Origin of the sequence: Enterobacter cloacae complex sp. BZL2005, from assembly GCF_049238885.1 — a bacterium.
Taxonomy (GTDB): Bacteria; Pseudomonadota; Gammaproteobacteria; order Enterobacterales; family Enterobacteriaceae; genus Enterobacter; species Enterobacter roggenkampii.
The window spans coordinates 144,785-166,580 of record NZ_JBMKGI010000004.1 but is presented as its reverse complement, the minus strand read 5'-3'; the positions used below and the strand labels follow the sequence as shown (position 1 = coordinate 166,580).

17 protein-coding genes are annotated in these 21,796 nt (G+C 54.6%); 7 read left to right on the top strand and 10 right to left on the bottom strand.

The features are described 5' to 3' along the window. Nucleotides 1-25: 25 nt before the first annotated feature. The gene (gene djlA / locus ACOTXI_RS10365) at nt 26-841 is read right to left on the bottom strand and encodes a co-chaperone DjlA (RefSeq protein WP_058654222.1); all 816 of its coding nucleotides are present in this window, start codon (nt 839-841) and stop codon (nt 26-28) included. Between the two features lie 239 nt (nt 842-1,080). Here djlA and lptD point away from each other — a divergent pair, with 239 nt between their 5' ends. Genes lptD through apaH form a run of 6 tightly spaced genes read left to right on the top strand, consistent with a single transcriptional unit; the run spans nt 1,081 to nt 7,810 of the window. Next, on the top strand, nt 1,081-3,432 hold the full coding sequence (lptD, locus tag ACOTXI_RS10360; RefSeq protein ID WP_008502017.1) for an LPS assembly protein LptD: 2,352 nt from the start codon (nt 1,081-1,083) through the stop codon (nt 3,430-3,432). 53 nt (nt 3,433-3,485) lie between these two features. Continuing rightward, nucleotides 3,486-4,772, top strand: coding sequence for a peptidylprolyl isomerase SurA (gene surA, locus ACOTXI_RS10355; protein ID WP_008502018.1), 1,287 nt, complete (start codon nt 3,486-3,488; stop codon nt 4,770-4,772). Then, a complete protein-coding gene (pdxA, locus tag ACOTXI_RS10350; protein ID WP_008502019.1) occupies nt 4,772-5,758 on the top strand; it encodes a 4-hydroxythreonine-4-phosphate dehydrogenase PdxA in 987 nt (328 codons plus the stop codon). Before surA ends, pdxA begins: the two co-directional genes overlap by 1 nt. Continuing rightward, nucleotides 5,755-6,576, top strand: coding sequence for a 16S rRNA (adenine(1518)-N(6)/adenine(1519)-N(6))-dimethyltransferase RsmA (rsmA, locus tag ACOTXI_RS10345; protein WP_008502020.1), 822 nt, complete (start codon nt 5,755-5,757; stop codon nt 6,574-6,576). Before pdxA ends, rsmA begins: the two co-directional genes overlap by 4 nt. A gap of 3 nt (nt 6,577-6,579) precedes the next feature. After that, a complete protein-coding gene (gene apaG / locus ACOTXI_RS10340) occupies nt 6,580-6,957 on the top strand; it encodes a Co2+/Mg2+ efflux protein ApaG (protein WP_008502021.1) in 378 nt (125 codons plus the stop codon). Nucleotides 6,958-6,961: 4 nt separating this feature from the next. Further along, the gene (apaH, locus tag ACOTXI_RS10335; RefSeq protein WP_008502022.1) at nt 6,962-7,810 is read left to right on the top strand and encodes a bis(5'-nucleosyl)-tetraphosphatase (symmetrical) ApaH; all 849 of its coding nucleotides are present in this window, start codon (nt 6,962-6,964) and stop codon (nt 7,808-7,810) included. Between the two features lie 41 nt (nt 7,811-7,851). Here the strand turns inward: apaH and folA are convergent, their stop codons facing one another. The 3 genes from folA to kefF all read right to left on the bottom strand — a co-directional run bounded on the left by folA (nt 7,852) and on the right by kefF (nt 10,834). Beyond that, on the bottom strand, nt 7,852-8,331 hold the full coding sequence (gene folA / locus ACOTXI_RS10330) for a type 3 dihydrofolate reductase (RefSeq protein WP_008502023.1): 480 nt from the start codon (nt 8,329-8,331) through the stop codon (nt 7,852-7,854). A gap of 114 nt (nt 8,332-8,445) precedes the next feature. Continuing rightward, complete coding sequence (kefC, locus tag ACOTXI_RS10325; RefSeq protein ID WP_008502024.1) at nt 8,446-10,311, bottom strand: glutathione-regulated potassium-efflux system protein KefC; 1,866 nt, start codon at nt 10,309-10,311, stop codon at nt 8,446-8,448. Continuing rightward, nucleotides 10,304-10,834, bottom strand: coding sequence for a glutathione-regulated potassium-efflux system oxidoreductase KefF (kefF, locus tag ACOTXI_RS10320; protein ID WP_008502025.1), 531 nt, complete (start codon nt 10,832-10,834; stop codon nt 10,304-10,306). The genes kefC and kefF overlap by 8 nt, the downstream gene beginning before the upstream one ends. A 352-nt stretch (nt 10,835-11,186) precedes the next feature. Here kefF and ACOTXI_RS10315 point away from each other — a divergent pair, with 352 nt between their 5' ends. Beyond that, nucleotides 11,187-14,090: an autotransporter outer membrane beta-barrel domain-containing protein gene (locus ACOTXI_RS10315; RefSeq protein WP_181008250.1), complete on the top strand. Its 2,904-nt coding sequence runs from the start codon at nt 11,187-11,189 to the stop codon at nt 14,088-14,090. 48 nt (nt 14,091-14,138) lie between these two features. Here the strand turns inward: ACOTXI_RS10315 and ACOTXI_RS10310 are convergent, their stop codons facing one another. The 6 genes from ACOTXI_RS10310 to fkpB all read right to left on the bottom strand — a co-directional run bounded on the left by ACOTXI_RS10310 (nt 14,139) and on the right by fkpB (nt 21,786). Beyond that, nucleotides 14,139-14,372, bottom strand: a complete 234-nt coding sequence (locus ACOTXI_RS10310; protein ID WP_021240552.1) for a YgdI/YgdR family lipoprotein — start codon at nt 14,370-14,372, stop codon at nt 14,139-14,141. A 139-nt stretch (nt 14,373-14,511) separates the two neighbouring features. Next, entirely contained in the window at nt 14,512-17,736 is a 3,225-nt protein-coding gene (carB, locus tag ACOTXI_RS10305; protein ID WP_008502028.1) for a carbamoyl-phosphate synthase large subunit, read from the bottom strand. An 18-nt stretch (nt 17,737-17,754) separates the two neighbouring features. Further along, nucleotides 17,755-18,903: a glutamine-hydrolyzing carbamoyl-phosphate synthase small subunit gene (gene carA / locus ACOTXI_RS10300; protein WP_010427050.1), complete on the bottom strand. Its 1,149-nt coding sequence runs from the start codon at nt 18,901-18,903 to the stop codon at nt 17,755-17,757. Between the two features lie 454 nt (nt 18,904-19,357). Then, nucleotides 19,358-20,179: a 4-hydroxy-tetrahydrodipicolinate reductase gene (gene dapB / locus ACOTXI_RS10295; RefSeq protein ID WP_058654224.1), complete on the bottom strand. Its 822-nt coding sequence runs from the start codon at nt 20,177-20,179 to the stop codon at nt 19,358-19,360. Nucleotides 20,180-20,384: 205 nt separating this feature from the next. Then, nucleotides 20,385-21,335: a 4-hydroxy-3-methylbut-2-enyl diphosphate reductase gene (gene ispH / locus ACOTXI_RS10290; protein WP_023293312.1), complete on the bottom strand. Its 951-nt coding sequence runs from the start codon at nt 21,333-21,335 to the stop codon at nt 20,385-20,387. Between the two features lies 1 nt (nt 21,336). Beyond that, a complete protein-coding gene (gene fkpB, locus ACOTXI_RS10285; RefSeq protein ID WP_008502033.1) occupies nt 21,337-21,786 on the bottom strand; it encodes an FKBP-type peptidyl-prolyl cis-trans isomerase in 450 nt (149 codons plus the stop codon). Nucleotides 21,787-21,796 lie beyond the last annotated feature (10 nt).

Sequence of the window (21,796 nt, the reverse complement as noted above, 5' to 3'; positions counted from 1 at the left end):
GCCCTTCATCATTCTAAAAAGGGGCTTATTTGAAGCCTTTCTTCTCTTTAATCAGCTCGTACGCTTTCTGAATTTCCTGCGCTTTTTGCTTCGCCATCTCCATCATTTCAGGCGGTAAGCCTTTTGCAACCAGCTTGTCTGGATGGTGCTCGCTCATGAGCTTACGATAGGCACGTTTGATGGTGGTCTGATCGTCAGAGGGTTTTACGCCAAGCACGTTGCAGGCATCTTCCAGCGTCGGACCACGCTGCGCCTGCTGCCAGGCACCGCCAGAAGACTGCTGGTGATACCCGCCGCCAAACTGCGCGCCACCCTGCATCATGCGCAGGAACTGATCGAACTGCATATGGGAGATACCCAGCTCTTCCGCAATCACGTATAAAACATCGCGTTCGTTAGGGTGAAGCGAGCCGTCGGCGAAGGCCGCCTGAATCTGAATTTCCAGAAACATCCGAATTAAATCAAAACGGCCGAAGCAGATGCTGCGGAACTGGCGCATTTTTTCGCGAAGCGGGTAGTTATCGGATTTCCCGATGCGAAACGCATTTTGCGCCTCCAGGCGGGAGTCACCGTGCAGATTCATGCGATCCATAAAGACGCTGGCAATCTGAATATCGGCTTCCGTGACGCGCCCTTTGGATTTGGTTAAATGCCCCATCACCTCAAAAGTGGTGGAGAAAAAGAGTGACTGGCGCTCGCGCTGGTTGGCAAACCAGGCCATTTTACGGCTGCGCGCCTTATCAAACATATGGCCAATAATAAGCCCCAGCACTATTCCCCAGAACCCGGCACCCATGATGATGGCGAACGCAACGCCGATTATTTTACCCCAATACTGCATATACTCCCCGGATAGTCATATTCCTGGCCGACGCAACGTCATCATCACTGTGTTCAAGTCACGGTCAATTGAAGGACATCGCCTATAATTTGCTTTATCATACTCGTCATTCGATAGCGAGCCTAACACTCTGGCACGCAAACGGGCAGGATTAACGCTGGTACTGCGCAGATGAGTAAGATAGTCTCTGAGCGTTTGTAAGCCGTAGCCACTGATGACGGAACAATAAAATACAACGTATGAAAAAACGTATCCCCACCCTCCTGGCCACAATGATTGGCACCGCCCTGTACAGTCAACAGGGGCTGGCGGCCGATCTCGCCTCGCAGTGTATGCTTGGCGTCCCAAGTTATAATCGCCCACTGGTGAGTGGCGATACCAATAGCTTGCCGGTAACCATTACTGCCGACAGTTCAAAAGGGACTTACCCTGACAATGCCACCTTTACAGGCAATGTCGATATTAACCAGGGCAATAGCCGCCTGCAGGCAGATGAAGTGCAGTTGCACCAGAAGCAGCCGGAAGGTGCGGCCGAGCCGGTACGAACGGTGGATGCGCTGGGTAATGTGCACTATGACGACAATCAGGTCATCCTGAAAGGTCCGAAAGCCTGGTCAAACCTGAATACCAAAGACACTAACGTCTGGAAAGGTGATTACCAGATGGTGGGTCGCCAGGGGCGCGGTGACGCAGACCTGATGAAACAGCGCGGTGAAAACCGCTATACGATCCTGGAAAATGGCACGTTCACGTCGTGTCTGCCGGGTTCAAATACCTGGAGCGTGGTCGGGAGCGAAGTTATCCATGACCGCGAAGAGCAGGTCGCAGAGATCTGGAACGCCCGCTTCAAGGTGGGTCCGGTCCCCATATTCTACAGCCCTTATCTGCAGCTTCCCGTGGGTGACAAACGTCGCTCCGGTTTCCTGATCCCGAATGCCAAATACAGCACCACGAACTACTTTGAGTTCTACCTGCCGTATTACTGGAACATCGCGCCTAACATGGATGCGACGATCACGCCGCACTATATCCACAAGCGCGGTAACGTCATGTGGGAGAACGAGTTCCGCTATCTGACTCAGGCAGGTGCGGGTCTGATGGAGCTGGATTATCTGCCGTCGGATAAAGTCTTCCAGGACGAGCATCCCACTGAAGGTGATAAGCACCGCTGGATGTATTTCTGGCAGCATTCCGGGGTGATGGATCAGGTGTGGCGTTTCAACGTCAATTACACCAAGGTCAGTGACCCGAACTACTTTAACGATTTTTCGTCAAAATACGGTTCGAGTACCGACGGTTATGCAACGCAGATCTTCAGCGTTGGCTATGCGGTGCAGAACTTCGATGCGACGGTAACCAGTAAGCAGTTCCAGGTGTTCTCAAGCCAGACGGCGAGTACCTATGGTGCCGAACCGCAGTTGGACGTTAACTGGTACCAGAATGACGTAGGGCCATTTGACACCCGTATTTATGGCCAGGCAGTGCATTTTGTAAACACCAATTCCTCTATGCCGGAAGCCACCCGTGTTCACCTGGAGCCCGTCATTAACCTTCCATGGTCGAATGACTGGGCTAGTCTGAACACGGAAGCTAAGCTGATGGCGACACACTATCAGCAGAAAAACATAGATGATTACAACGCGAACCCAAACAATACCGGTCACCTGGAAGAATCAGTAAACCGTACGCTTCCTCAGTTCAAAATGGACGGTAAGCTGATCTTCGAACGCGATATGGATCTTCTGGCGGATGGCTATACCCAGACGCTGGAGCCACGTATGCAGTATCTGTACGTGCCTTATCGCGATCAGAGCAATATCAATAACTACGACTCTTCTTTACTGCAGTCTGACTACAGTGGCCTCTTCCGCGACCGTACCTACGGTGGCCTTGACCGCATCGCATCAGCGAACCAGTTAACGACCGGGGTCACATCGCGCGTTTATGATGATGCTGCCGTTGAACGTTTTAACGTTTCTGTTGGTCAAATCTATTATTTCACCGAGTCTCGCACGGGCGATGACAACATTAAGTGGGAGAAAGATAATAAGACGGGTTCGCTGATTTGGGCTGGCGATACCTACTGGCGTATGACCGATCGTTGGGGCCTGCGTGGTGGCGTTCAGTATGACACCCGTCTCGACAATATCGCTAACAGCACGGCGGCTATAGAATATCGCCGGGATGAAGATCGGATGGTGCAATTGACTTATCGTTATGCCAGTCCCGAATATATTCAGGCGACATTACCAAACTATGGTACTGCCGAGCAGTATAAAGACGGTATTTCGCAGGTGGGTGGCGCAGCGAGTTGGCCTATCGCCGACCGTTGGTCAATCGTAGGCGCTTACTACTTTGACACTAACACCAATAAAGCTGCTGACCAGATGTTGGGGCTGCAATATAACTCCTGCTGCTACGCGCTGCGTGTCGGTTACGAACGTAAGCTTAACGGCTGGGAAAACAATCAGAGCAAATACGATAACGTGATTGGCTTTAACTTCGAGTTACGCGGCCTGAGTTCCAACTACGGTCTGGGTACGCAGAAAATGCTGCGCTCGAACATTCTGCCTTACCGCAGTTCCTTGTAATGTGCTTGATTTGCAACGTAATCCGCTTTGCGGTTAATTGAAATGGAAAAAGTATGAAGAACTGGAAAACGCTGCTGCTCGGTGTCGCTATGGTTGCGAATACCAGCTTCGCGGCCCCCCAGGTTGTTGATAAAGTCGCTGCTGTGGTTAACAACGGCGTCGTGCTTGAAAGTGACGTTGACGGTCTGATGAAATCGGTGAAGCTCAATTCGGGCGAAGCGGGTCAGCAGCTTCCGGATGACGCCACGCTGCGCCATCAGATCCTGGAACGCCTGATCATGGATCAGATCGTTCTTCAGATGGGGCAGAAAATGGGTGTGAAGGTTACTGACGAGCAGCTCGATCAGGCCATCGCTAACATCGCAAAGCAGAACAATATGTCTTTAGACCAGATGCGCAGCCGTCTGGCCTATGACGGCATCAGCTACGCTACCTACCGTAACCAGATCCGTAAAGAGATGCTGATTTCGGAAGTGCGTAACAACGAAGTGCGTCGCCGCGTTACTATCCTGCCTCAGGAAGTGGACGCGCTGGCAAAACAGGTGGGTAACCAGAACGATGCAAGCACAGAGCTGAACCTGAGCCACATTCTGATCCCACTGCCAGAGAACCCTACGTCCGATCAGGCTGCGGAAGCAGAAAGCCAGGCGCGTTCAATTGTCGAACAGGCGCGTAACGGCGGTGACTTTGGCAAGCTGGCCATCACCTACTCCGCAGACCAACAGGCGCTGAAAGGCGGCCAGATGGGCTGGGGACGTATTCAGGAGCTGCCATCCCTCTTTGCTCAGGCACTGAGCACGGCTAAGAAAGGCGATATCGTCGGTCCAATCCGTTCAGGCGTGGGCTTCCACATTCTGAAAGTGAACGATCTGCGCGGCCAGAGCCAAAATATCTCCGTTACCGAAGTTCACGCTCGCCACATTCTGCTGAAGCCGTCACCAATCATGACTGACGATCAGGCGCGTGCGAAGCTGGAACAGATTGCGGCAGATATTAAGAGCGGTAAAACCTCGTTTGCGAAGGCAGCAAAAGAGTTCTCTCAGGATCCTGGCTCTGCTAACCAGGGTGGCGATCTGGGCTGGGCAGCGGCGGATATTTACGATCCTGCCTTCCGTGACGCGTTGATGAAGCTGAACAAAGGCCAGATCAGCGCGCCGGTACACTCTTCGTTTGGCTGGCATCTGATCGAGCTGATGGACACTCGTAACGTTGATAAAACGGATGCAGCACAGAAAGACAGAGCCTACCGCATGCTGTTTAACCGTAAGTTTTCTGAAGAAGCAGCCACCTGGATGCAGGAACAACGCGCCAGTGCTTACGTGAAAGTGCTGAGCAACTAATGAAACAGCATCGTGTTGTTATCACGCCCGGCGAACCCGCCGGGATTGGGCCTGACCTCGTTGTCCAGCTTGCCCAGCGCAGCTGGCCAGTAGAACTGGTTGTCTGCGCCGATGCAACACTGTTACAAGACCGGGCAGCGCTGCTCGGTCTGCCTTTAACGCTCATCCCTTACGTTGAAGGTCAACAGCCTGCACCGCAGCAAGCCGGTACCCTCACCCTTCTTTCTGTTCCCCTTCGTACGCCGGTCATTCCTGGCCAGCTCAGCACGGAAAACGGCCACTATGTCGTTGAAACCCTTGCGCGCGCCTGCGACGGTTGCCTGAAGGGCGAATTTGCCGCCCTGATTACCGGCCCCGTCCACAAAGGCGTCATCAACGAAGCGGGTATACCGTTTACCGGGCATACGGAGTTCTTTGAAGAGCGCTCGCACAGTCCGAAAGTGGTGATGATGCTGGCGACGGAAGAAATGCGCGTTGCGCTGGTGACCACCCATCTGCCGATCAAAGCGATTCCGGATGCGATCACGCCTGAACTCCTGCGCGAGATCATCGGGATTTTGCATCACGATCTGCAGACAAAATTTGGGATCCCGCAGCCGCATGTGCTGGTCTGCGGCCTGAATCCGCACGCCGGCGAAGGCGGGCACATGGGTACCGAAGAGATCGACACCATCATTCCGGTACTCAACGAAATGCGGGCGAAGGGGATGAATCTCAGCGGTCCGCTGCCTGCTGATACCCTTTTCCAGCCGAAATACCTGGATAATGCCGACGCCGTGCTCGCGATGTACCACGATCAGGGCCTGCCCGTGCTAAAATACCAGGGCTTTGGCCGCGGCGTGAATATCACCCTCGGTTTACCCTTTATTCGAACGTCCGTTGACCACGGTACTGCGCTGGATCTGGCAGGCCAGGGGAAGGCGGATGTCGGCAGTTTTATTACGGCGCTTAATCTCGCCATCAAAATGATTGTTAATACTCAATGACTAATCGAGTCCATCAGGGCCACTTAGCCCGTAAACGTTTCGGGCAAAACTTCCTTAACGATCAGTTCGTGATCGAAAGCATTGTCTCGGCTATTAATCCACAAAAAGGCCAGGCGATGGTCGAAATCGGCCCGGGCCTTGCCGCACTGACCGAGCCGGTAGGCGAACGCCTCGACGAACTGACCGTCATCGAACTGGACCGCGATCTGGCCGCACGCCTGCAAACGCACCCGTTCCTCGGGCCGAAGCTGACCATCTATCAGCAGGACGCCATGACCATGAACTTCGGCGAACTGTCAGAAAAAATGGGTCAGCCGCTGCGCGTATTCGGCAACCTGCCGTATAACATCTCCACGCCGCTCATGTTCCACCTCTTTAGCTATACTGATGCCATTGCCGACATGCACTTCATGTTGCAAAAAGAGGTGGTTAACCGCCTGGTTGCAGGCCCGAACAGTAAAGCGTATGGTCGTTTAAGCGTGATGGCGCAATATTACTGCAACGTGATCCCGGTACTCGAAGTACCGCCGTCAGCGTTCACACCACCACCGAAAGTGGATTCAGCGGTTGTGCGCCTTGTGCCGCACAAAACGAAACCGTACCCGGTAAAAGATCTGCGTGTACTGAGCCGCATCACCACTGAAGCCTTTAACCAGCGTCGTAAAACGATCCGTAACAGCCTCAGCAATTCCTTCACCGTTGAGGTGTTAGCTGAGCTTGGGATCGACCCGGCAATGCGTGCGGAGAACATCTCCGTAGAGCAGTACTGCAAGCTGGCTAATTACATCAGCGAAAATGCGCCGCCGAAGGAGAGTTAAGCCATGATTGATTCGCCCCGCGTATGTGTCCATGTACAAAGCGTTTATGTTGAATCACAGTCCTCACCGGATGAAGAACGTTTTGTCTTTGCTTACACCGTGACCATTCGCAATCTGGGGCGGACGCCCGTGCAGCTGCGCGGGCGCTACTGGCTTATCACCAACGGCAATGGCCGCGAAATCGAAGTCCAGGGGGAAGGTGTGGTCGGTGAACAGCCTCATATCGCCCCTGGCGAAGAGTACCAGTACACCAGCGGCGCGGTGATTGAAACGCCGATGGGTACCATGCAAGGCCATTATGAAATGGTCGACGTCGATGGCAATGATTTCCGCGTTGCCATTCCTGTGTTCCGTCTCGCCGTAACCACACTCATTCATTAATCTAATGTCTACATATCTGATTGGCGACGTTCACGGTTGCTACGATGAACTGATCGCATTATTAAAACAGGTCGACTTTACGCCAGGACAGGACACACTCTGGCTGACGGGCGATTTAGTCGCGCGTGGCCCCGGCTCCCTTGAAGTATTACGTTTCGTCAAATCGCTAGGCGACAGCGTGCGCATGGTGCTGGGCAATCACGATTTGCATCTGCTGGCGGTGTTCGCCGGGATCAGCCGCAACAAGCCTAAAGATCGCCTCACCCCGCTGCTGGATGCGCCAGATGCCGACGAGCTGATTAACTGGCTGCGCCGTCAGCCGCTGCTGCAGGTCGACGAAGAGAAAAAGCTGGTCATGGCGCATGCCGGGATCACCCCACAATGGGATCTTGAGACGGCGAAAACCTGTGCGCGTGACGTTGAGGCGGTGCTGGCGAGCGACTCCTATCCTTTCTTCCTCGATGCCATGTACGGCGATATGCCGAACCACTGGAGCGAGGATCTCAGCGGTCTGGCGCGTCTGCGCTTTATTACCAACGCCTTCACCCGCATGCGTTTCTGCTTCCCGAACGGACAGCTGGACATGTATTCCAAAGAGACGCCGGAGAGCGCGCCCGCTCCGCTAAAACCGTGGTTTGCCATTCCGGGGCCGGTGACAAGTGAGTACAACGTGGTATTTGGTCACTGGGCTGCACTGGAAGGAAAAGGAACGCCGGAAGGGATCTACGGTCTGGATACCGGATGCTGCTGGGGCGGAGAGTTAACCTGCTTACGCTGGGAAGATAAAACTTACTTTGTTCAGCCGTCCAACCGACAGCTGGATTTAGGGGGAGACGAGGCGGTTGCCTCCTGATATGCACTTCCCTCTCCCGGCCGGGAGAGGGAAAAAATCACTTAACGACGTTCCAGAATCTCGAAGCAGTAGCTGTGAGAATTCTGTGCATCCGCGTCGTGGAATTCACTGAATACCGATTCCCACTCGTCCGGATCGTAGTCAGGGAAATGGGTATCCCCTTCCACTTCCGCATCAATGTGGGTCAGATACAGCTTCTGCGCTTTTGGCAGGAACTGCTCGTACACGCGCCCGCCGCCAATCACCATGATCTCTTCGGCATTGCCGCATGCAGCAATCGCCTCGTCGACTGATTTTACCCATTCGACGCGATCGTCAGTGCCCGGCTGGCTGCTGATAACGATATTTTTACGGCCCGGCAATGGACGACCAATCGACTCCCAGGTCAGGCGGCCCATCACTACCGGCTTGTTTAACGTAGTACGTTTAAACCATGCGAGATCGGCAGGCAGGTTCCACGGCATGGCATTTTCCATACCGATAACGCGGTCCACCGCCAGCGCTGCAATCAGACTGATCATTGAAAATTTCCCGGATGCAAAAAATTGCCGCCACTATACGGAAAGCTTAATCTTTCGTCGACTGGCGGCAGGGTAAAGATAAAGAAATTTTTTATTATTGCTGGCAACTCCACTTCACGCGGAAGGTTTACTCTCCGGTTCGTCAGCCGGATCCCCGGTATGCTTGCCCTCTTCCGTTCCCTGCCAGCCGTGACGCTGGATCAGCGACAGGTGATTACGGTCCTCGTTAATGATTTCCGTCAGCATCGCGCTGGTGCGTTTAAACACCGCCGCACGCTCGGTGGCCGTACTCCCGGCCATCGCCGCCATCTCTTCCACCATCTCAGTATTAAAGCGGCGGAACAGGTCCGCACGCTCGCGCGCTTCGTACGCGCCGAGCCCCAGATTTTCCAGCGCCATGCGGCCAGACTTCAGCGCGCCTTCAAAGGTTTCACGCTCCGGTGCTTCTACCCCCGCCTGCCGCAGCCGGATATAGTGATCCACATCGCGGGCGCGGGAAATGATGGTCAGATTCGGGAAATGTTCTTTCGCCATTTCCACCATCTGCATGCTGGTCTCCGGATCGTCAATGGCGTTAATCAACACCTCCGCTTTTGCCGCCCCGGCAGATTCCAGCAGATCGACGCGGGTCGCATCGCCGTAAAACACCTTCATATCAAATTTTCGCAGGGTATCGACATGGTCGGGGTCGTGATCGAGGATAACCATTTTCACCCCGCTGGACAGCAGCAGACGGCCAACGATCTGCCCGTAGCGGCCAAATCCGGCAATAATGACGCGCGGCTGCTCTTCGTCAATTTCATCGGCTTCGCGCTCCTGCTCGCTACCCGATTTTTCCAGACGCGTCAGCACCACCAGCAGAATAGGCGTCGCGGCCATCGACAGCGCGACCGCGAGCGTCAGCGCTTTCGCCCATTCTGGGTCGAGGACGTTTGCCATCTGTGCTGCGCCAAAGACCACAAACGCAAATTCGCTCCCCTGCCCCAGCAGAACCGCAAACCAGTTGCGCTGCTTATTCGGCACCTTGAGCGGACGCGCAATCAGCCACAGCATCGCCATTTTAATGATCAGGAAGCCGACCAGCAGGACGACGATCCGCAGCGGATGCGTCACCAGCGTGCCGAAGTCGACGGACATCCCCACGCCGATGAAAAACAGCCCCAGCAGCAAGCCTTTAAACGGCTCGATATCGCTTTCCAGCGCGTGACGGTATTCAGAACTCGCCAGCAGAACGCCCGCCAGGAAGGCCCCCATCGCCATCGACAGCCCGGCCTCCTCCAACAGCAGACCGAAGCCAAACACCAGGAACAGCGCCACGGCGCTGAACACTTCGCGAAGGCCCGAGCGGGCAACGAACCGCAGCAGCGGACGGGTGACGTAGCGACCAAGCAGCACCACCAGCGCCAGCGCCCCCACCACTTTTAATGCCGACAGCGCAAACGCCCCCAGCGTCGTGGCGGAACCGCTGGCCGCCAGCAGTGGGATCATCGCCACCAGCGGGATAGCGGCAATGTCCTGGAACAGCAGCACCGAGAACGCGCTGCGTCCCATGTGGGAGACCGTCAGATTGCGCTCGTTCATGGCCTGCATGGCAATGGCGGTCGAGGAGAGCGCCAGCGTCATGCCGATAAGCTCTGCCACTTTCCAGTCCATGCCCAGCAGGATGCAGAACCCACCCAGCAGCAGGCCGCAGGCCACCATCTGCAGCGCCCCGCCGCCAAACACCGAGGCGCGAAGCTTCCACAGGCGCTGCGGATCGAGTTCCAGACCAATCACAAAGAGCATCAGCACAACGCCGATTTCAGCGAAATGGAGGATTGCCTCTGCATCCGTCACCAGTCGAAAGCCCCACGGCCCAATGACGCAGCCCGCAATCAGATAGCCGAGAACAGAGCCCAGTCCCAGGCGAACCGCCACGGGCACAATCAGCGCCGCCGCGCCGAGGTATATCAGCGCCTGTATCAGCGTATGGCTATCCATGGTGCGCCTCCTGCCACTCAAGTAAGCGTTGTTTATAATGGCGCGCCTGCGCCTGCAGCGTTTCATCGTCGCAGACAAAGGTGCAGTGCATCGCAAAAGGCGGGAGCCAGTTCAGCCCGCAATAAAGTGCGGTCGCCTGCAGCGGCTGTGCCAGAACCTCAAACCCCGGGAAGGAACCAATATCAAAGTGGCTTTCCCCTCCACCCGTGGTGACCGCCCACATCAGGCTTTTCCCTTTTAGGGCATGGCCATTGTGGCCATACGCCCAGCCGTGGGAGAAGACTTTATCAATCCATAATTTCAGGAGCGGGGGCGTGCTGTACCACTGCATGGGATGCTGCCAGACGATCAGATCGGCACGGGAGAGCGCCTCCTGTTCGGCGGCAATATCGATGTTGAAATCGGGATAGAGTTGATAGAGGGAACGTATCTCGACGTTTTCAAGCGTCCTTACCTGCTCAAGCATCCGCTTATTCGCATGCGAGTGCTGCGGATAGGGGTGCGCATAAATTATGAGTATCATCAAATGGCCTGTCTTCTTCTCTTCTTGTAGCAGTGAGTGTAGACAGTTAACCCGCCCGGTGAAAGGGGCGCAGCAGCCATGAAAAGGAAAGCGCAGCTATTGGTAATCATCATTCGTTGGACGATTTTTCCTCTCCAAAAAATCCAGGATGTGAATATCTCACTTCAATCCATAAAGGAATGAGATATTTTAAGAAAATCTAAAATAATTATTTAATAAATCGATCTATACATAAAACATTGAAAAAAATAATAATTTTACGCTCTTTGTAGCGAGCTCATTCTTTTTCTCCGCATACTGACGTAATTTTAATACGTCGTATCGCGCCTTTCTAATTCAAATGGATGTGTAAATGAGCAACAAACATTTCAGACTCAATAAAACGACTAAAACTCTGGGAAGTCTCTTTCCTGCCCTATTGTTATTCACCCCCGCCGTCGCTTTTGCCAGCACGATTGACCAATCAACCTCAATTCCACAAAACTTCTCCACCGACGCTGAATACGTCATTAATAAAGACGTTACGATAACCTCTTCCGGGAATGAAGCTGCCGTGTCGGTCAATGGGATTGATGTTTCAAACGTTGAAAATATGGGAAATATTTCTGGTTACGGGAATGGACTTGATATTAGCACTGGAGCACAACGTTTAGTAGTGAATAACGAGGAAGGGGCGACAATTTCCTCTACTTCAGCGACAGGTGTTAATATTGATACCATGCAAGGGGACTTGATTAACAAAGGGAATATTACTGCGGCTGAAAATGGTGTTTTCGTCAGTAAAAACTCATCTGCTGTCAGTATTTCCAATACCGCTACCGGTCTTATTAAAGGCAAATCAGGTCTTAATGCTGAAGTAGGTGTTGCCATTCATAACGCTGGCACCATCAAGGGTACAGAAGTTGACGGTATTACCCTGAGCGATGGCAATATTAAGCTCACGAACACGGGTACCGTAGAGGGCCTTCAGCACGGAATCAACGTAACGAATACCGCTAAAGTCGACATCATAAACAGTGGTTCAATCGGTGGCGGCAATACGGCAATCTCCTTTGCCAGTAATAAAAATAATACGCTGGTACTCAATACCGGTTCCTCGTTCAACGGTGATGTGATCTCTACCGGCTCAACGGGAAATAGCCTCACGCTGGTTGGTGCCGGAATAGAAGACAGCAATTTTGTTGGCCTGAATAAGGGAGACGGTTTTGCCTCTGTCAAAATGGAGGGTGAAAGCTGGACGCTGACGGGCGATCTCGACGTGATCGGTTCTGGCGATTCCCTTCAGGTTAACAGCGGTGATTTAACGCTGGCGGGAACCGTCTCTAATAGCGGCAATACGCTGGTTACTAAAGATGCCTCTCTACAATTAGGCAATGGCCAAAAAACAGCTTCGCTCAGTGGCGGCCTGAAAAACAACGGTACGGTAATATTTAATCAGGGCAACAATTCCACTTTCGCCACCGATATGACCGGTAGCGGCAAGGTTGAGAAAGTAGATTCACACACCCTGACCCTCACCGGCAAGAACAGCTACACGGGCGATACTGTTCTGCACGGCGGCACCACCCTGGTCGCTAATGGTGCTACGCTCGGCGTAAAGAACAGTAACGCCACCGTCACCGTTGAAAATGGCGCTACGTTTGCTACTGCGGGTGAAGTGAACAATAACATTCATGTTCTGGCGGGCGGTACGCTGGCGGCATGGAATGCAGTCCAGGGTAACGCCACGCTCAGCGCTGCCGGCGTTGATACTATCAACGGCAACGTGGCTAATGGCGGCAAACTGTTGCTCAGCGCCGCCAATAACAGCGTTGGCAACAATTTCACCATTAACGGCGACTATACCGGCTCCGCGGGCAGCCAGATCGTGTTAAACAGTACGCTCGGTGAGGATAATGCACCAACCGACCATCTCACCATCACCGGGAGCAGCTTTGGCCAATCCGGGGTCAGCGTCAGCAACATGGGGGGGCTGGGCGCGCAAACCGTAAACGGGATGGAAATTGTCAGAGTTGGCGGCAGTTCAGAAGCTCAGCTCACCCTGGCAAAACCGGTTGTTGCGGGTGCGTATGAGTATAATCTTTATCAGCACGGCGACGGAAACTGGTATCTGGAATCGAAGGCAACGCCATCAGACATTCCGGCAGACGATACCGACAACGGCAATAATACCGACAACGGTGGTAATACCGACAACGGCAGTAACACCGACAATGGCGGTAATACCGACAACGGCAGTAACACCGACAACGGCAGTAACACCGACAACGGCAGTAACACTGACAACGGTGGTAACACCGACAACGGCAGCAATAGCGGTCCCGAAGTCATGGCTCCTGAGGTCGGCGCTTACTTAGGTAACTACCTTGCCGCGCAGAGCATGTTCCTGCACAAGCGTGACGATCGCGATCAGATCACCTTCCGTAACGAGGAAGATCTTAACACCTGGATGTACGTCAAAGGCCGCTACCATGAAAACAATGCGGGCGGTGACAAAGTCAGCTATGACACCACCACCACTGTCCTTCAGGTAGGCAGCGACTTCATGAGTAAGCCAATGGACAACGGCATCCTGCGTGCGGGTGGCATGTTCGGGGCAGGCCAGGCGAAGACCCACTCTGATGCAAAACACAACGTACGTGATGCGCAGGGCAAAGTGGATGGCTTTAACGTCGGCCTGTATGCAACCAGGCAGGAAGATCAGAAGCTGCGTCTGGGCAGCTACGTTGATACCTGGGCCGCCTATAGCTGGTACAACAATAAAGTGACCAGCAACCGTAATGATGAAGATTACGACAGTGAGGGCTTCGCGGCATCCGTCGAAGTGGGCCATGCATGGGTGATTGATTCAGAAAATGAGCGCACCTGGAAAATCGAACCTCAGGCGCAGGTTATCTACAGCTATCTGGATCAGGAAAACCATACCGATCGCGACGGCGTGCGGATTACCACGCTGGACAACGACGGTCTGTTTGGTCGTCTGGGCGTCAAATCAAGCTACTTCGAACAGAAAGACGTGAAAGCCTGGCAGCCGTACGTTGCCGTGAACTGGCTGAAAGGCGCAGGTCAGAACGATCTGGCGTTTAACGGCGAGACCGTCAGCAACGATACGCCGGAAGATCGCGGTCAGTTAGAGCTGGGCGTCACCGGCAACCTGAACGAAACCACGACGCTCTCCCTGCGCGCCAGCGGCGAGTGGGGTGAGAACAGCTATGCTGCTTATGGCGGTCATATCCTGCTGAACCACCGCTGGTAATCTTTCCTGAAAGACTAAAAGCCGTGGCAAACGCCACGGCTTTTTTTATTAGTTATCCAACTCGCCCATTGATTTCACCTGATCGCGGTTGATCTGCTCGGTCTGACCCGTTTCCGCATTTTTATACGACACCAGACCGGTATCGTCATCGACCTGTGGTTTTCCGTCGGTGACAATGGTTTTGCCATCGGTGGTTTTCACTGCCTGGTTAGAGGAACAGCCCGCGACGGTAAACGTTGCAGTGGCGGCAAGAAGGGTGGCGATCAGTAATTTATTTTGCATGGTGTTTTCCCCTGCTCTCAGTTGAATTTCGTTATCGACCTAACAATTTTAGGCTAACTGACTGAAAGAGGATGAAAAACCAGAAGGTTCTGAAGATGGGGTGAATGCCCGGCAACCGAACGGCACCGGGCATTTTTACTTACTTGCTAATCTGCGCGTGCATTTCCTGAACCGAAATCACCTTCTCGGTAGCATCCGCATTCAGCGCCATGGCCGTTGCGAAACCGCCGTTCAGGGTGGTGTCGTAGTGCACTTTGTACTGCAGCGCGCTGCGGCGAATCAGCTTGGAGTCTTCAATCGCCTGGCGGCCTGCGGTGGTATTGATGATGTAGGTGTATTCGCCATTCTTGATACGATCCTGAATGTGCGGACGACCTTCATGCACCTTGTTCACCAGACGCGGGTTGATACCCGCTTCGCCCAGCACAATTGCCGTACCGTGGGTCGCGTCCAGCTCAAAGCCCTGCTTCAGCAGCTTGGCCGCAAGGTCAACCACGCGCTCTTTATCGCCTTCGCGAACAGAGAGCAGCGCACGGCCCGATTTTCTCATGGTCGAGCTGCTGCCCAGCTGCGCCTTGGCAAACGCTTCTGCGAAGGTGCGGCCCACGCCCATCACTTCCCCGGTTGAGCGCATTTCTGGCCCTAACAGCGGGTCAACGCCCGGGAATTTGTTGAACGGCAGCACCACTTCTTTCACCGAGTAGTACGGTGGAATGATCTCTTTGGTCACGCCCTGCTGTGCCAGCGTCTGGCCTGCCATCACGCGCGCCGCCACTTTCGCCAGCGGAATGCCGGTGGCTTTAGAGACGAACGGGACGGTACGTGCCGCACGCGGGTTGACTTCAATCAGGTAGACTTCGTTGTCTTTCACCGCGAACTGGACGTTCATCAGGCCGCGAACCTGCAGCTCGAAGGCCAGCTTCTGCACCTGCTGGCGCATCACGTCCTGAATTTCCTGGCTCAGGGTGTACGCTGGCAGAGAACAGGCAGAGTCGCCGGAGTGCACGCCCGCCTGCTCGATATGCTCCATGATGCCGCCAATCAGCACCATTTCGCCGTCGCAGATGGCGTCAACGTCCACTTCTACCGCATCGTCGAGGAAGCGGTCGAGCAGCACTGGTGCATCGTTGGAGACGCTCACCGCCGTCTGGAAGTAACGACGCAGGTCGGCTTCGTCGTAGACGATTTCCATCGCGCGGCCGCCCAGGACGTAGGAAGGACGCACCACCAGCGGGTAGCCAATCTCTTTCGCCTTCTCTACGGCCTGTTCGATGGCCGTCACCGTGGCGTTCGCTGGCTGTTTCAGCTTCAGACGGTCAACCGCCTGCTGGAAACGCTCGCGGTCTTCCGCGCGGTCAATCGCATCCGGGCTGGTCCCGATAACCGGTACGCCTGCCGCTTCCAGCGCGCGCGCCAGCTTCAGCGGAGTCTGACCACCGTACTGCACGATAACGCCTTTTGGCTTCTCGATGCGCACGATTTCCAGCACGTCTTCCAGGGTCACCGGCTCGAAGTAGAGGCGGTCAGAGGTGTCGTAGTCGGTGGAGACGGTTTCCGGGTTACAGTTGACCATGATGGTCTCGTAACCGTCTTCACGCAGCGCCAGCGAGGCGTGTACGCAGCAGTAGTCGAACTCGATGCCCTGGCCGATACGGTTTGGACCGCCGCCCAGCACCATAATCTTGTCGCGGTCAACTGACGGATTCGCTTCGCACTCGTCTTCATAGGTGGAGTACATGTACGCGGTGTCGGTAGAAAACTCTGCCGCACAGGTGTCGACGCGCTTGTAAACCGGGTGCAGGTCGTACTGGTCGCGCAGCTTGCGGATCTCCGCTTCGCGCACGCCCGCCAGTTTAGCCAGGCGCGCATCGGCGAAGCCTTTACGCTTCAGCATGCGCAGGAAGTCTGCGTCCAGGCCGTTGATGCCCAGCTCTGCCACTTTCTCTTCCAGACGCACCAGCTCTTCAATCTGTACCAGGAACCAGCGGTCGATGTTGGTCAGGTTGAACACGCCGTCGACGGACAGGCCGGCACGGAAGGCATCGGCGATGTACCAGATGCGCTCCGCACCCGCGTCTTTCAGCTCGCGGCGGATTTTGGTCAGCGCTTCAGGGTCGTCCAGGCTCACTTTCGGGTCAAAGCCGGTCGCGCCCACTTCGAGGCCGCGCAGCGCTTTCTGCAGGGATTCCTGCTGCGTGCGGCCAATCGCCATCACTTCACCGACGGATTTCATCTGGGTGGTCAGGCGGTCGTTGGCGCCGGCAAATTTCTCGAAGTTGAAGCGTGGAATTTTAGTCACAACGTAGTCGATGGACGGCTCGAAGGACGCAGGGGTGCGGCCACCGGTGATGTCGTTCATCAGCTCGTCGAGGGTATAACCCACCGCCAGTTTCGCCGCCACTTTCGCAATCGGGAAGCCGGTCGCTTTAGAGGCCAGCGCGGAGGAACGGGACACGCGCGGGTTCATTTCGATAACAATCAGACGGCCGGTTTTCGGGTTCACGGAGAACTGCACGTTAGAACCGCCGGTTTCCACGCCGATTTCACGCAGTACCGCCATCGAGGCGTTACGCATGATTTGGTACTCTTTGTCGGTCAGCGTCTGGGCTGGCGCAACGGTGATGGAGTCGCCGGTGTGGATACCCATCGCATCGAAGTTTTCGATGGAGCAGACGATGATGCAGTTGTCGTTTTTATCACGCACCACTTCCATCTCGTACTCTTTCCAGCCAATCAGCGATTCATCAATCAGCAGCTCTTTGGTTGGGGAAAGATCCAGACCGCGTTCGCAAATCTCTTCGAATTCTTCGCGGTTGTAGGCAATACCGCCGCCGGTGCCGCCCATGGTGAACGATGGACGGATGATGCACGGATAGCCCACTTCAGCCGCAACGGCCAGCGCTTCTTCCATGTTGTGTGCGATACCGGAGCGCGCGGTGTCGAGGCCGATTTTCTTCATCGCCACGTCGAAGCGGCGACGGTCTTCGGCTTTATCAATCGCGTCGGCGGTCGCGCCAATCATGGTCACGCCGAACTCGGCCAGCACGCCCTGACGCTCCAGCTCCAGCGCGCAGTTCAGCGCCGTCTGGCCGCCCATGGTCGGCAGCACCGCGTCCGGGCGCTCTTTTTCGATGATTTTACGCACCACTTCCCAGTGAATCGGCTCAATGTAGGTTGCATCAGCCATTTCCGGGTCGGTCATGATGGTCGCCGGGTTAGAGTTCACCAGGATAACGCGGTAACCCTCTTCACGCAGGGCTTTACACGCCTGCGCGCCGGAGTAGTCGAATTCACAGGCCTGGCCGATAACAATCGGGCCAGCGCCAAGGATCAGGATGCTTTTTATGTCTGTACGTTTTGGCATTGTCTTCTCGGCTCCTGATTATTTAGCGGTCTTACGGTATTGCTCGATAAGTTCGATGAAGTGATCGAACAGCGGCGCGGCGTCGTGCGGGCCCGGGCTCGCTTCCGGGTGTCCCTGGAAGCTGAACGCTGGCTTATCGGTGCGATGAATCCCCTGCAGGGTGCCATCGAACAGCGACTTATGGGTCACGCGCAGGTTAGCCGGCATTGAGGCTTCATCGACGGCGAAGCCGTGGTTTTGCGCGGTGATCATCACCGTGTTGTTATCGATATCTTTCACCGGGTGGTTACCACCGTGGTGGCCGAACTTCATCTTGACGGTGTTCGCACCGCTCGCCAGCGCCAGCAGCTGATGGCCGAGGCAGATGCCGAATACCGGGATGTCGGTTTCCAGGAAGGACTTGATGGCGGCGATGGCGTAATCGCACGGTGCCGGGTCGCCAGGACCGTTGGACAGGAAAATACCGTCCGGATTCATCTTCAACACGTCTTCGGCAGACGTTTGTGCAGGCACCACCGTCAGGCGGCAGCCGCGGTCAACCAGCATGCGCAGGATGTTGCGCTTGGCGCCAAAATCGTAGGCCACCACGTGGAACGGCAGCTCGCTCTCTTTTTTCGCTTCCGGCAGGTCGCCTTCCAGCGTCCAGCTACCCTGAGTCCAGCTGTAGGCTTCAGCGGTAGTCACTTCTTTCGCCAGGTCCATGCCGTTCAGGCCCGGGAAAGCTTTCGCTTTTTCCAGCGCCAGCGTCGCATCGAGGTTATCACCTGCGATGATGCAGCCGTTCTGTGCACCCTTCTCACGCAGCAGACGCGTTAACTTACGGGTATCGATATCGGCAATCGCCACGATGTTATGGCGCTTCAGGTAAGAAGAGAGATCTTCAGTGTTGCGGAAGTTGCTGGCAATCAGCGGCAGGTCACGAATGACAAGGCCTTGCGCATGTACCTGAGAGGATTCTTCGTCAGCCGCATTGGTGCCGACATTGCCGATATGAGGATAAGTAAGAGTAACGATTTGGCGAGAATAGGAAGGATCAGTGAGGATTTCTTGATAACCGGTCATTGAAGTATTGAAAACGACTTCCCCAACCGCCGAACCCGTTGCCCCTATGGCCCGACCGATAAACTGGGTTCCGTCTTCCAGAACCAATAGCGCTGACTTAATCAAAACACCCTCCAGAGAATATTCACTCACTTTATTTGCATATTAATTCATAACTATGTCATGGATCAATGCAAATGTGTTGCCAGCGGATTTTTGGCAAACGGCGGCATTCTGGAGATTTGGTGGGTAAAAGTCAACTTAAAACCGATATTTTGTTTAGTGTTTTGCGTATCTGACGAGGTGAGTGAAGCTTAAGCGACAAAAAGATCAGGTAAATCACTACGGAAAACGCTTGCGCACCGGGTTTAATGAAAAATGAGTCGGTACAGCATCAAAAAGTGGACCAAATGGTCAAAATTTACATTTCAGTAACGATAATCAAGGGGAATAACTATACTTTCAAGGCTAAAAAAACAAAATGAGCACGAAACAGATAAAATAAAAGGGCAATAAATTATTGCCCTATGCAATCAAATGATTACGACTGCAATAACCACATCACGATGGGTAATAATGCTTACAAATTGTTGAGATCCAGCACATCTTTCATATCAAAAAGACCATTTTTTTTCTCTTTCAGCCACAAAGCGGACCGAACGGCACCATTGGCAAACGTCATTCGGCTGGACGCTTTATGCGTAATTTCGACGCGCTCGCCAATATCGGCGAACATCGCGGTATGTTCGCCGACGATGTCACCCGCCCGGACGGTTGAGAAACCAATGGTGCCTGGCACGCGTTCCCCGGTGTGGCCTTCGCGGGCATAGACCGCACAGTCTTTTAAATCTTTATCAAGTGCATGAGCAATCGCTTCGCCCATCGCCAGCGCCGTGCCGGATGGCGCATCAACCTTATAGCGGTGGTGAGCTTCAACAATCTCAATATCGGTGTAGTTGCCCATCACCTTCGCGGCCTTCTCAAGCAGCTTCAGCATGACGTTAACCCCCACGCTAAAGTTTGCGGCGAAGACAATCGCAATCTCTTTGGATGCATCCTGGATAGCCTGCTTGCCCGCATCGTCAAAACCGGTGGTGCCGATCACCATCCCCTTGCCGTGCTGGCGGCAAAATGCCAGATGCGCGAGCGTCCCTTCCGGGCGGGTAAAATCAATGAAGACATCGAAGTCCTCTTTAACCGCATCCAGGCTGCTTTGTACGGTGACGCCGGTCTTTCCCGCGCCCGCCAGCTCACCAGCATCGGTCCCCAGAAGTGATGAACCGTCACGCTCCAGCGCCGCGCCAAGTGCTACGCCATCCATCTGAAGTGCCGCCTGAATCAGCTGACGGCCCATACGTCCACCCGCGCCCGCAATGGCGACACGGATCTGTGCATCATGCATAGTTATTCTCTTACGTTAAAATGATGTAAACCGTTTTCAGATTAACCAGCCTTTCTGAGCACTGCCAACTGAAAACACCAATAATTAGAATTTAACGTGAAACCGACTTAAATATCAGTAAAAGACATGATTTTGTCGTCACGATAAAGTAACGGGTAAAAAAAAGGCCAGCACAGGAGGTGCTGGCCTTTCATCAGAAAAGGGACTATTCGACTTCGCGGGCGTCGATTCTCAGTTCTTTCGGCACTTCGAAAACAATGTTCTCTTCACGTCCTTCCAGCGGCACCGCTTCGCCGCCGCCCAGCTCCTGCAGGCGGGAAATGACGTTTTGTACCAGAATATCCGGCGCGGACGCACCGGCCGTCACGCCAACGCAGGCCGCGTCTTTAACCCACGCTTCCTGAATATCCGTGGCATCGTCGATCAGGAACGCCGCCTTCCCCATTCGCTGTGCCAGTTCAGCCAGACGGTTAGAGTTGGAGGAGTTCTTAGAACCGACCACCAGCACCACGTCCGCCTGTTCAGCCAGCGCGCGCACCGCTTCCTGACGATTGGTGGTGGCGTAGCAAATGTCATCCTTGCGCGGCCCGACGATTTTCGGGAAGCGCTGACGCAGGGCGTCAATCACGTCTGAGGTATCGTCGACGGAGAGCGTCGTCTGGGTCATAAACGACAGGCGCGCTTCGTTTTTCACGTTCAGCGTCAGGACATCTTCAGGCGACTCCACCAGATACATTCCCCCTTCAGGGTTGCTGTACTGGCCCATGGTGCCCTCGACTTCCGGGTGGCCAGCATGGCCAATCAGGATCGACTCTTCACCACGGCGGCTGGCGCGCGCCACTTCCATATGCACTTTCGTGACTAATGGGCAGGTGGCATCGAACACGGTCAAATCGCGGCTTTTCGCTTCGTTCCGTACCGCCTGAGAGACGCCGTGCGCGGAGAAAATCAGGATCGCACCGTCAGGCACTTCGCTGATCTGCTCGATAAAGATGGCACCGCGATCGCGCAGGCTGTCGACCACGTAGCGGTTATGCACCACTTCGTGACGCACATAAATCGGCGCGCCGTAAATCTCCAGCGCGTTTTCAACAATGCTGATAGCGCGGTCTACACCGGCGCAAAAGCCGCGCGGGTTAGCCAACAGGATCTGCATTTCAGGCCTCCAGTACCGGATCGATTTCCAGCACTTCAACATCAAAATGAACGGTACGCCCGGCAAGCGGATGGTTGAAGTCAACGGTAATCGAGTCGCCGTTGATTTCGCGGATCACGCCAGGCATTTCGCTGCCGTCCATAGCGGTAAAGAGCATAATTGCCCCGATCTCCGGTTCACCCGCGTCCATAAACTCACGACGGGAGAAATACTGGATCAGATCCGGGCTTGGCACGCCAAACGCGGCATCCGGCTCCAGCGAAAAGGCTTTTTTCTCACCCTCTTTCAGACCGAGAAGCTGCTGTTCAAGGCCTTCAGACAGGGAGGTATCACCAAGACGAAACAGGGCCGGTTTGCCGTTATTGCGGGTGGATTCAGCCGTTGAGCCGTCATCCAGCTTCAGCGTAAAGTGAACGAGAACCGCGCTGTTGCTCTGTACGGATTTAGACATGCAAATTGCT

Bases quoted from the DNA above. Each gene is read 5' to 3' on its own strand.
- carB (WP_008502028.1), bottom strand. From the start codon at position 17,736: ATGCCAAAACGTACAGACATAAAAAGCATCCTGATCCTTGGCGCTGGC.
- folA (WP_008502023.1), bottom strand. From the start codon at position 8,331: ATGATCAGTCTGATTGCAGCGCTGGCGGTGGACCGCGTTATCGGTATG.
- surA (WP_008502018.1), top strand. From the start codon at position 3,486: ATGAAGAACTGGAAAACGCTGCTGCTCGGTGTCGCTATGGTTGCGAAT.
- apaG (WP_008502021.1), top strand. From the start codon at position 6,580: ATGATTGATTCGCCCCGCGTATGTGTCCATGTACAAAGCGTTTATGTT.
- apaH (WP_008502022.1), top strand. From the start codon at position 6,962: ATGTCTACATATCTGATTGGCGACGTTCACGGTTGCTACGATGAACTG.
- rsmA (WP_008502020.1), top strand. From the start codon at position 5,755: ATGACTAATCGAGTCCATCAGGGCCACTTAGCCCGTAAACGTTTCGGG.
- djlA (WP_058654222.1), bottom strand. From the start codon at position 841: ATGCAGTATTGGGGTAAAATAATCGGCGTTGCGTTCGCCATCATCATG.
- pdxA (WP_008502019.1), top strand. From the start codon at position 4,772: ATGAAACAGCATCGTGTTGTTATCACGCCCGGCGAACCCGCCGGGATT.
- kefC (WP_008502024.1), bottom strand. From the start codon at position 10,311: ATGGATAGCCATACGCTGATACAGGCGCTGATATACCTCGGCGCGGCG.
- lptD (WP_008502017.1), top strand. From the start codon at position 1,081: ATGAAAAAACGTATCCCCACCCTCCTGGCCACAATGATTGGCACCGCC.
- ACOTXI_RS10310 (WP_021240552.1), bottom strand. From the start codon at position 14,372: ATGCAAAATAAATTACTGATCGCCACCCTTCTTGCCGCCACTGCAACG.
- ACOTXI_RS10315 (WP_181008250.1), top strand. From the start codon at position 11,187: ATGAGCAACAAACATTTCAGACTCAATAAAACGACTAAAACTCTGGGA.
- dapB (WP_058654224.1), bottom strand. From the start codon at position 20,179: ATGCATGATGCACAGATCCGTGTCGCCATTGCGGGCGCGGGTGGACGT.
- ispH (WP_023293312.1), bottom strand. From the start codon at position 21,335: ATGCAGATCCTGTTGGCTAACCCGCGCGGCTTTTGCGCCGGTGTAGAC.
- kefF (WP_008502025.1), bottom strand. From the start codon at position 10,834: ATGATACTCATAATTTATGCGCACCCCTATCCGCAGCACTCGCATGCG.
- fkpB (WP_008502033.1), bottom strand. From the start codon at position 21,786: ATGTCTAAATCCGTACAGAGCAACAGCGCGGTTCTCGTTCACTTTACG.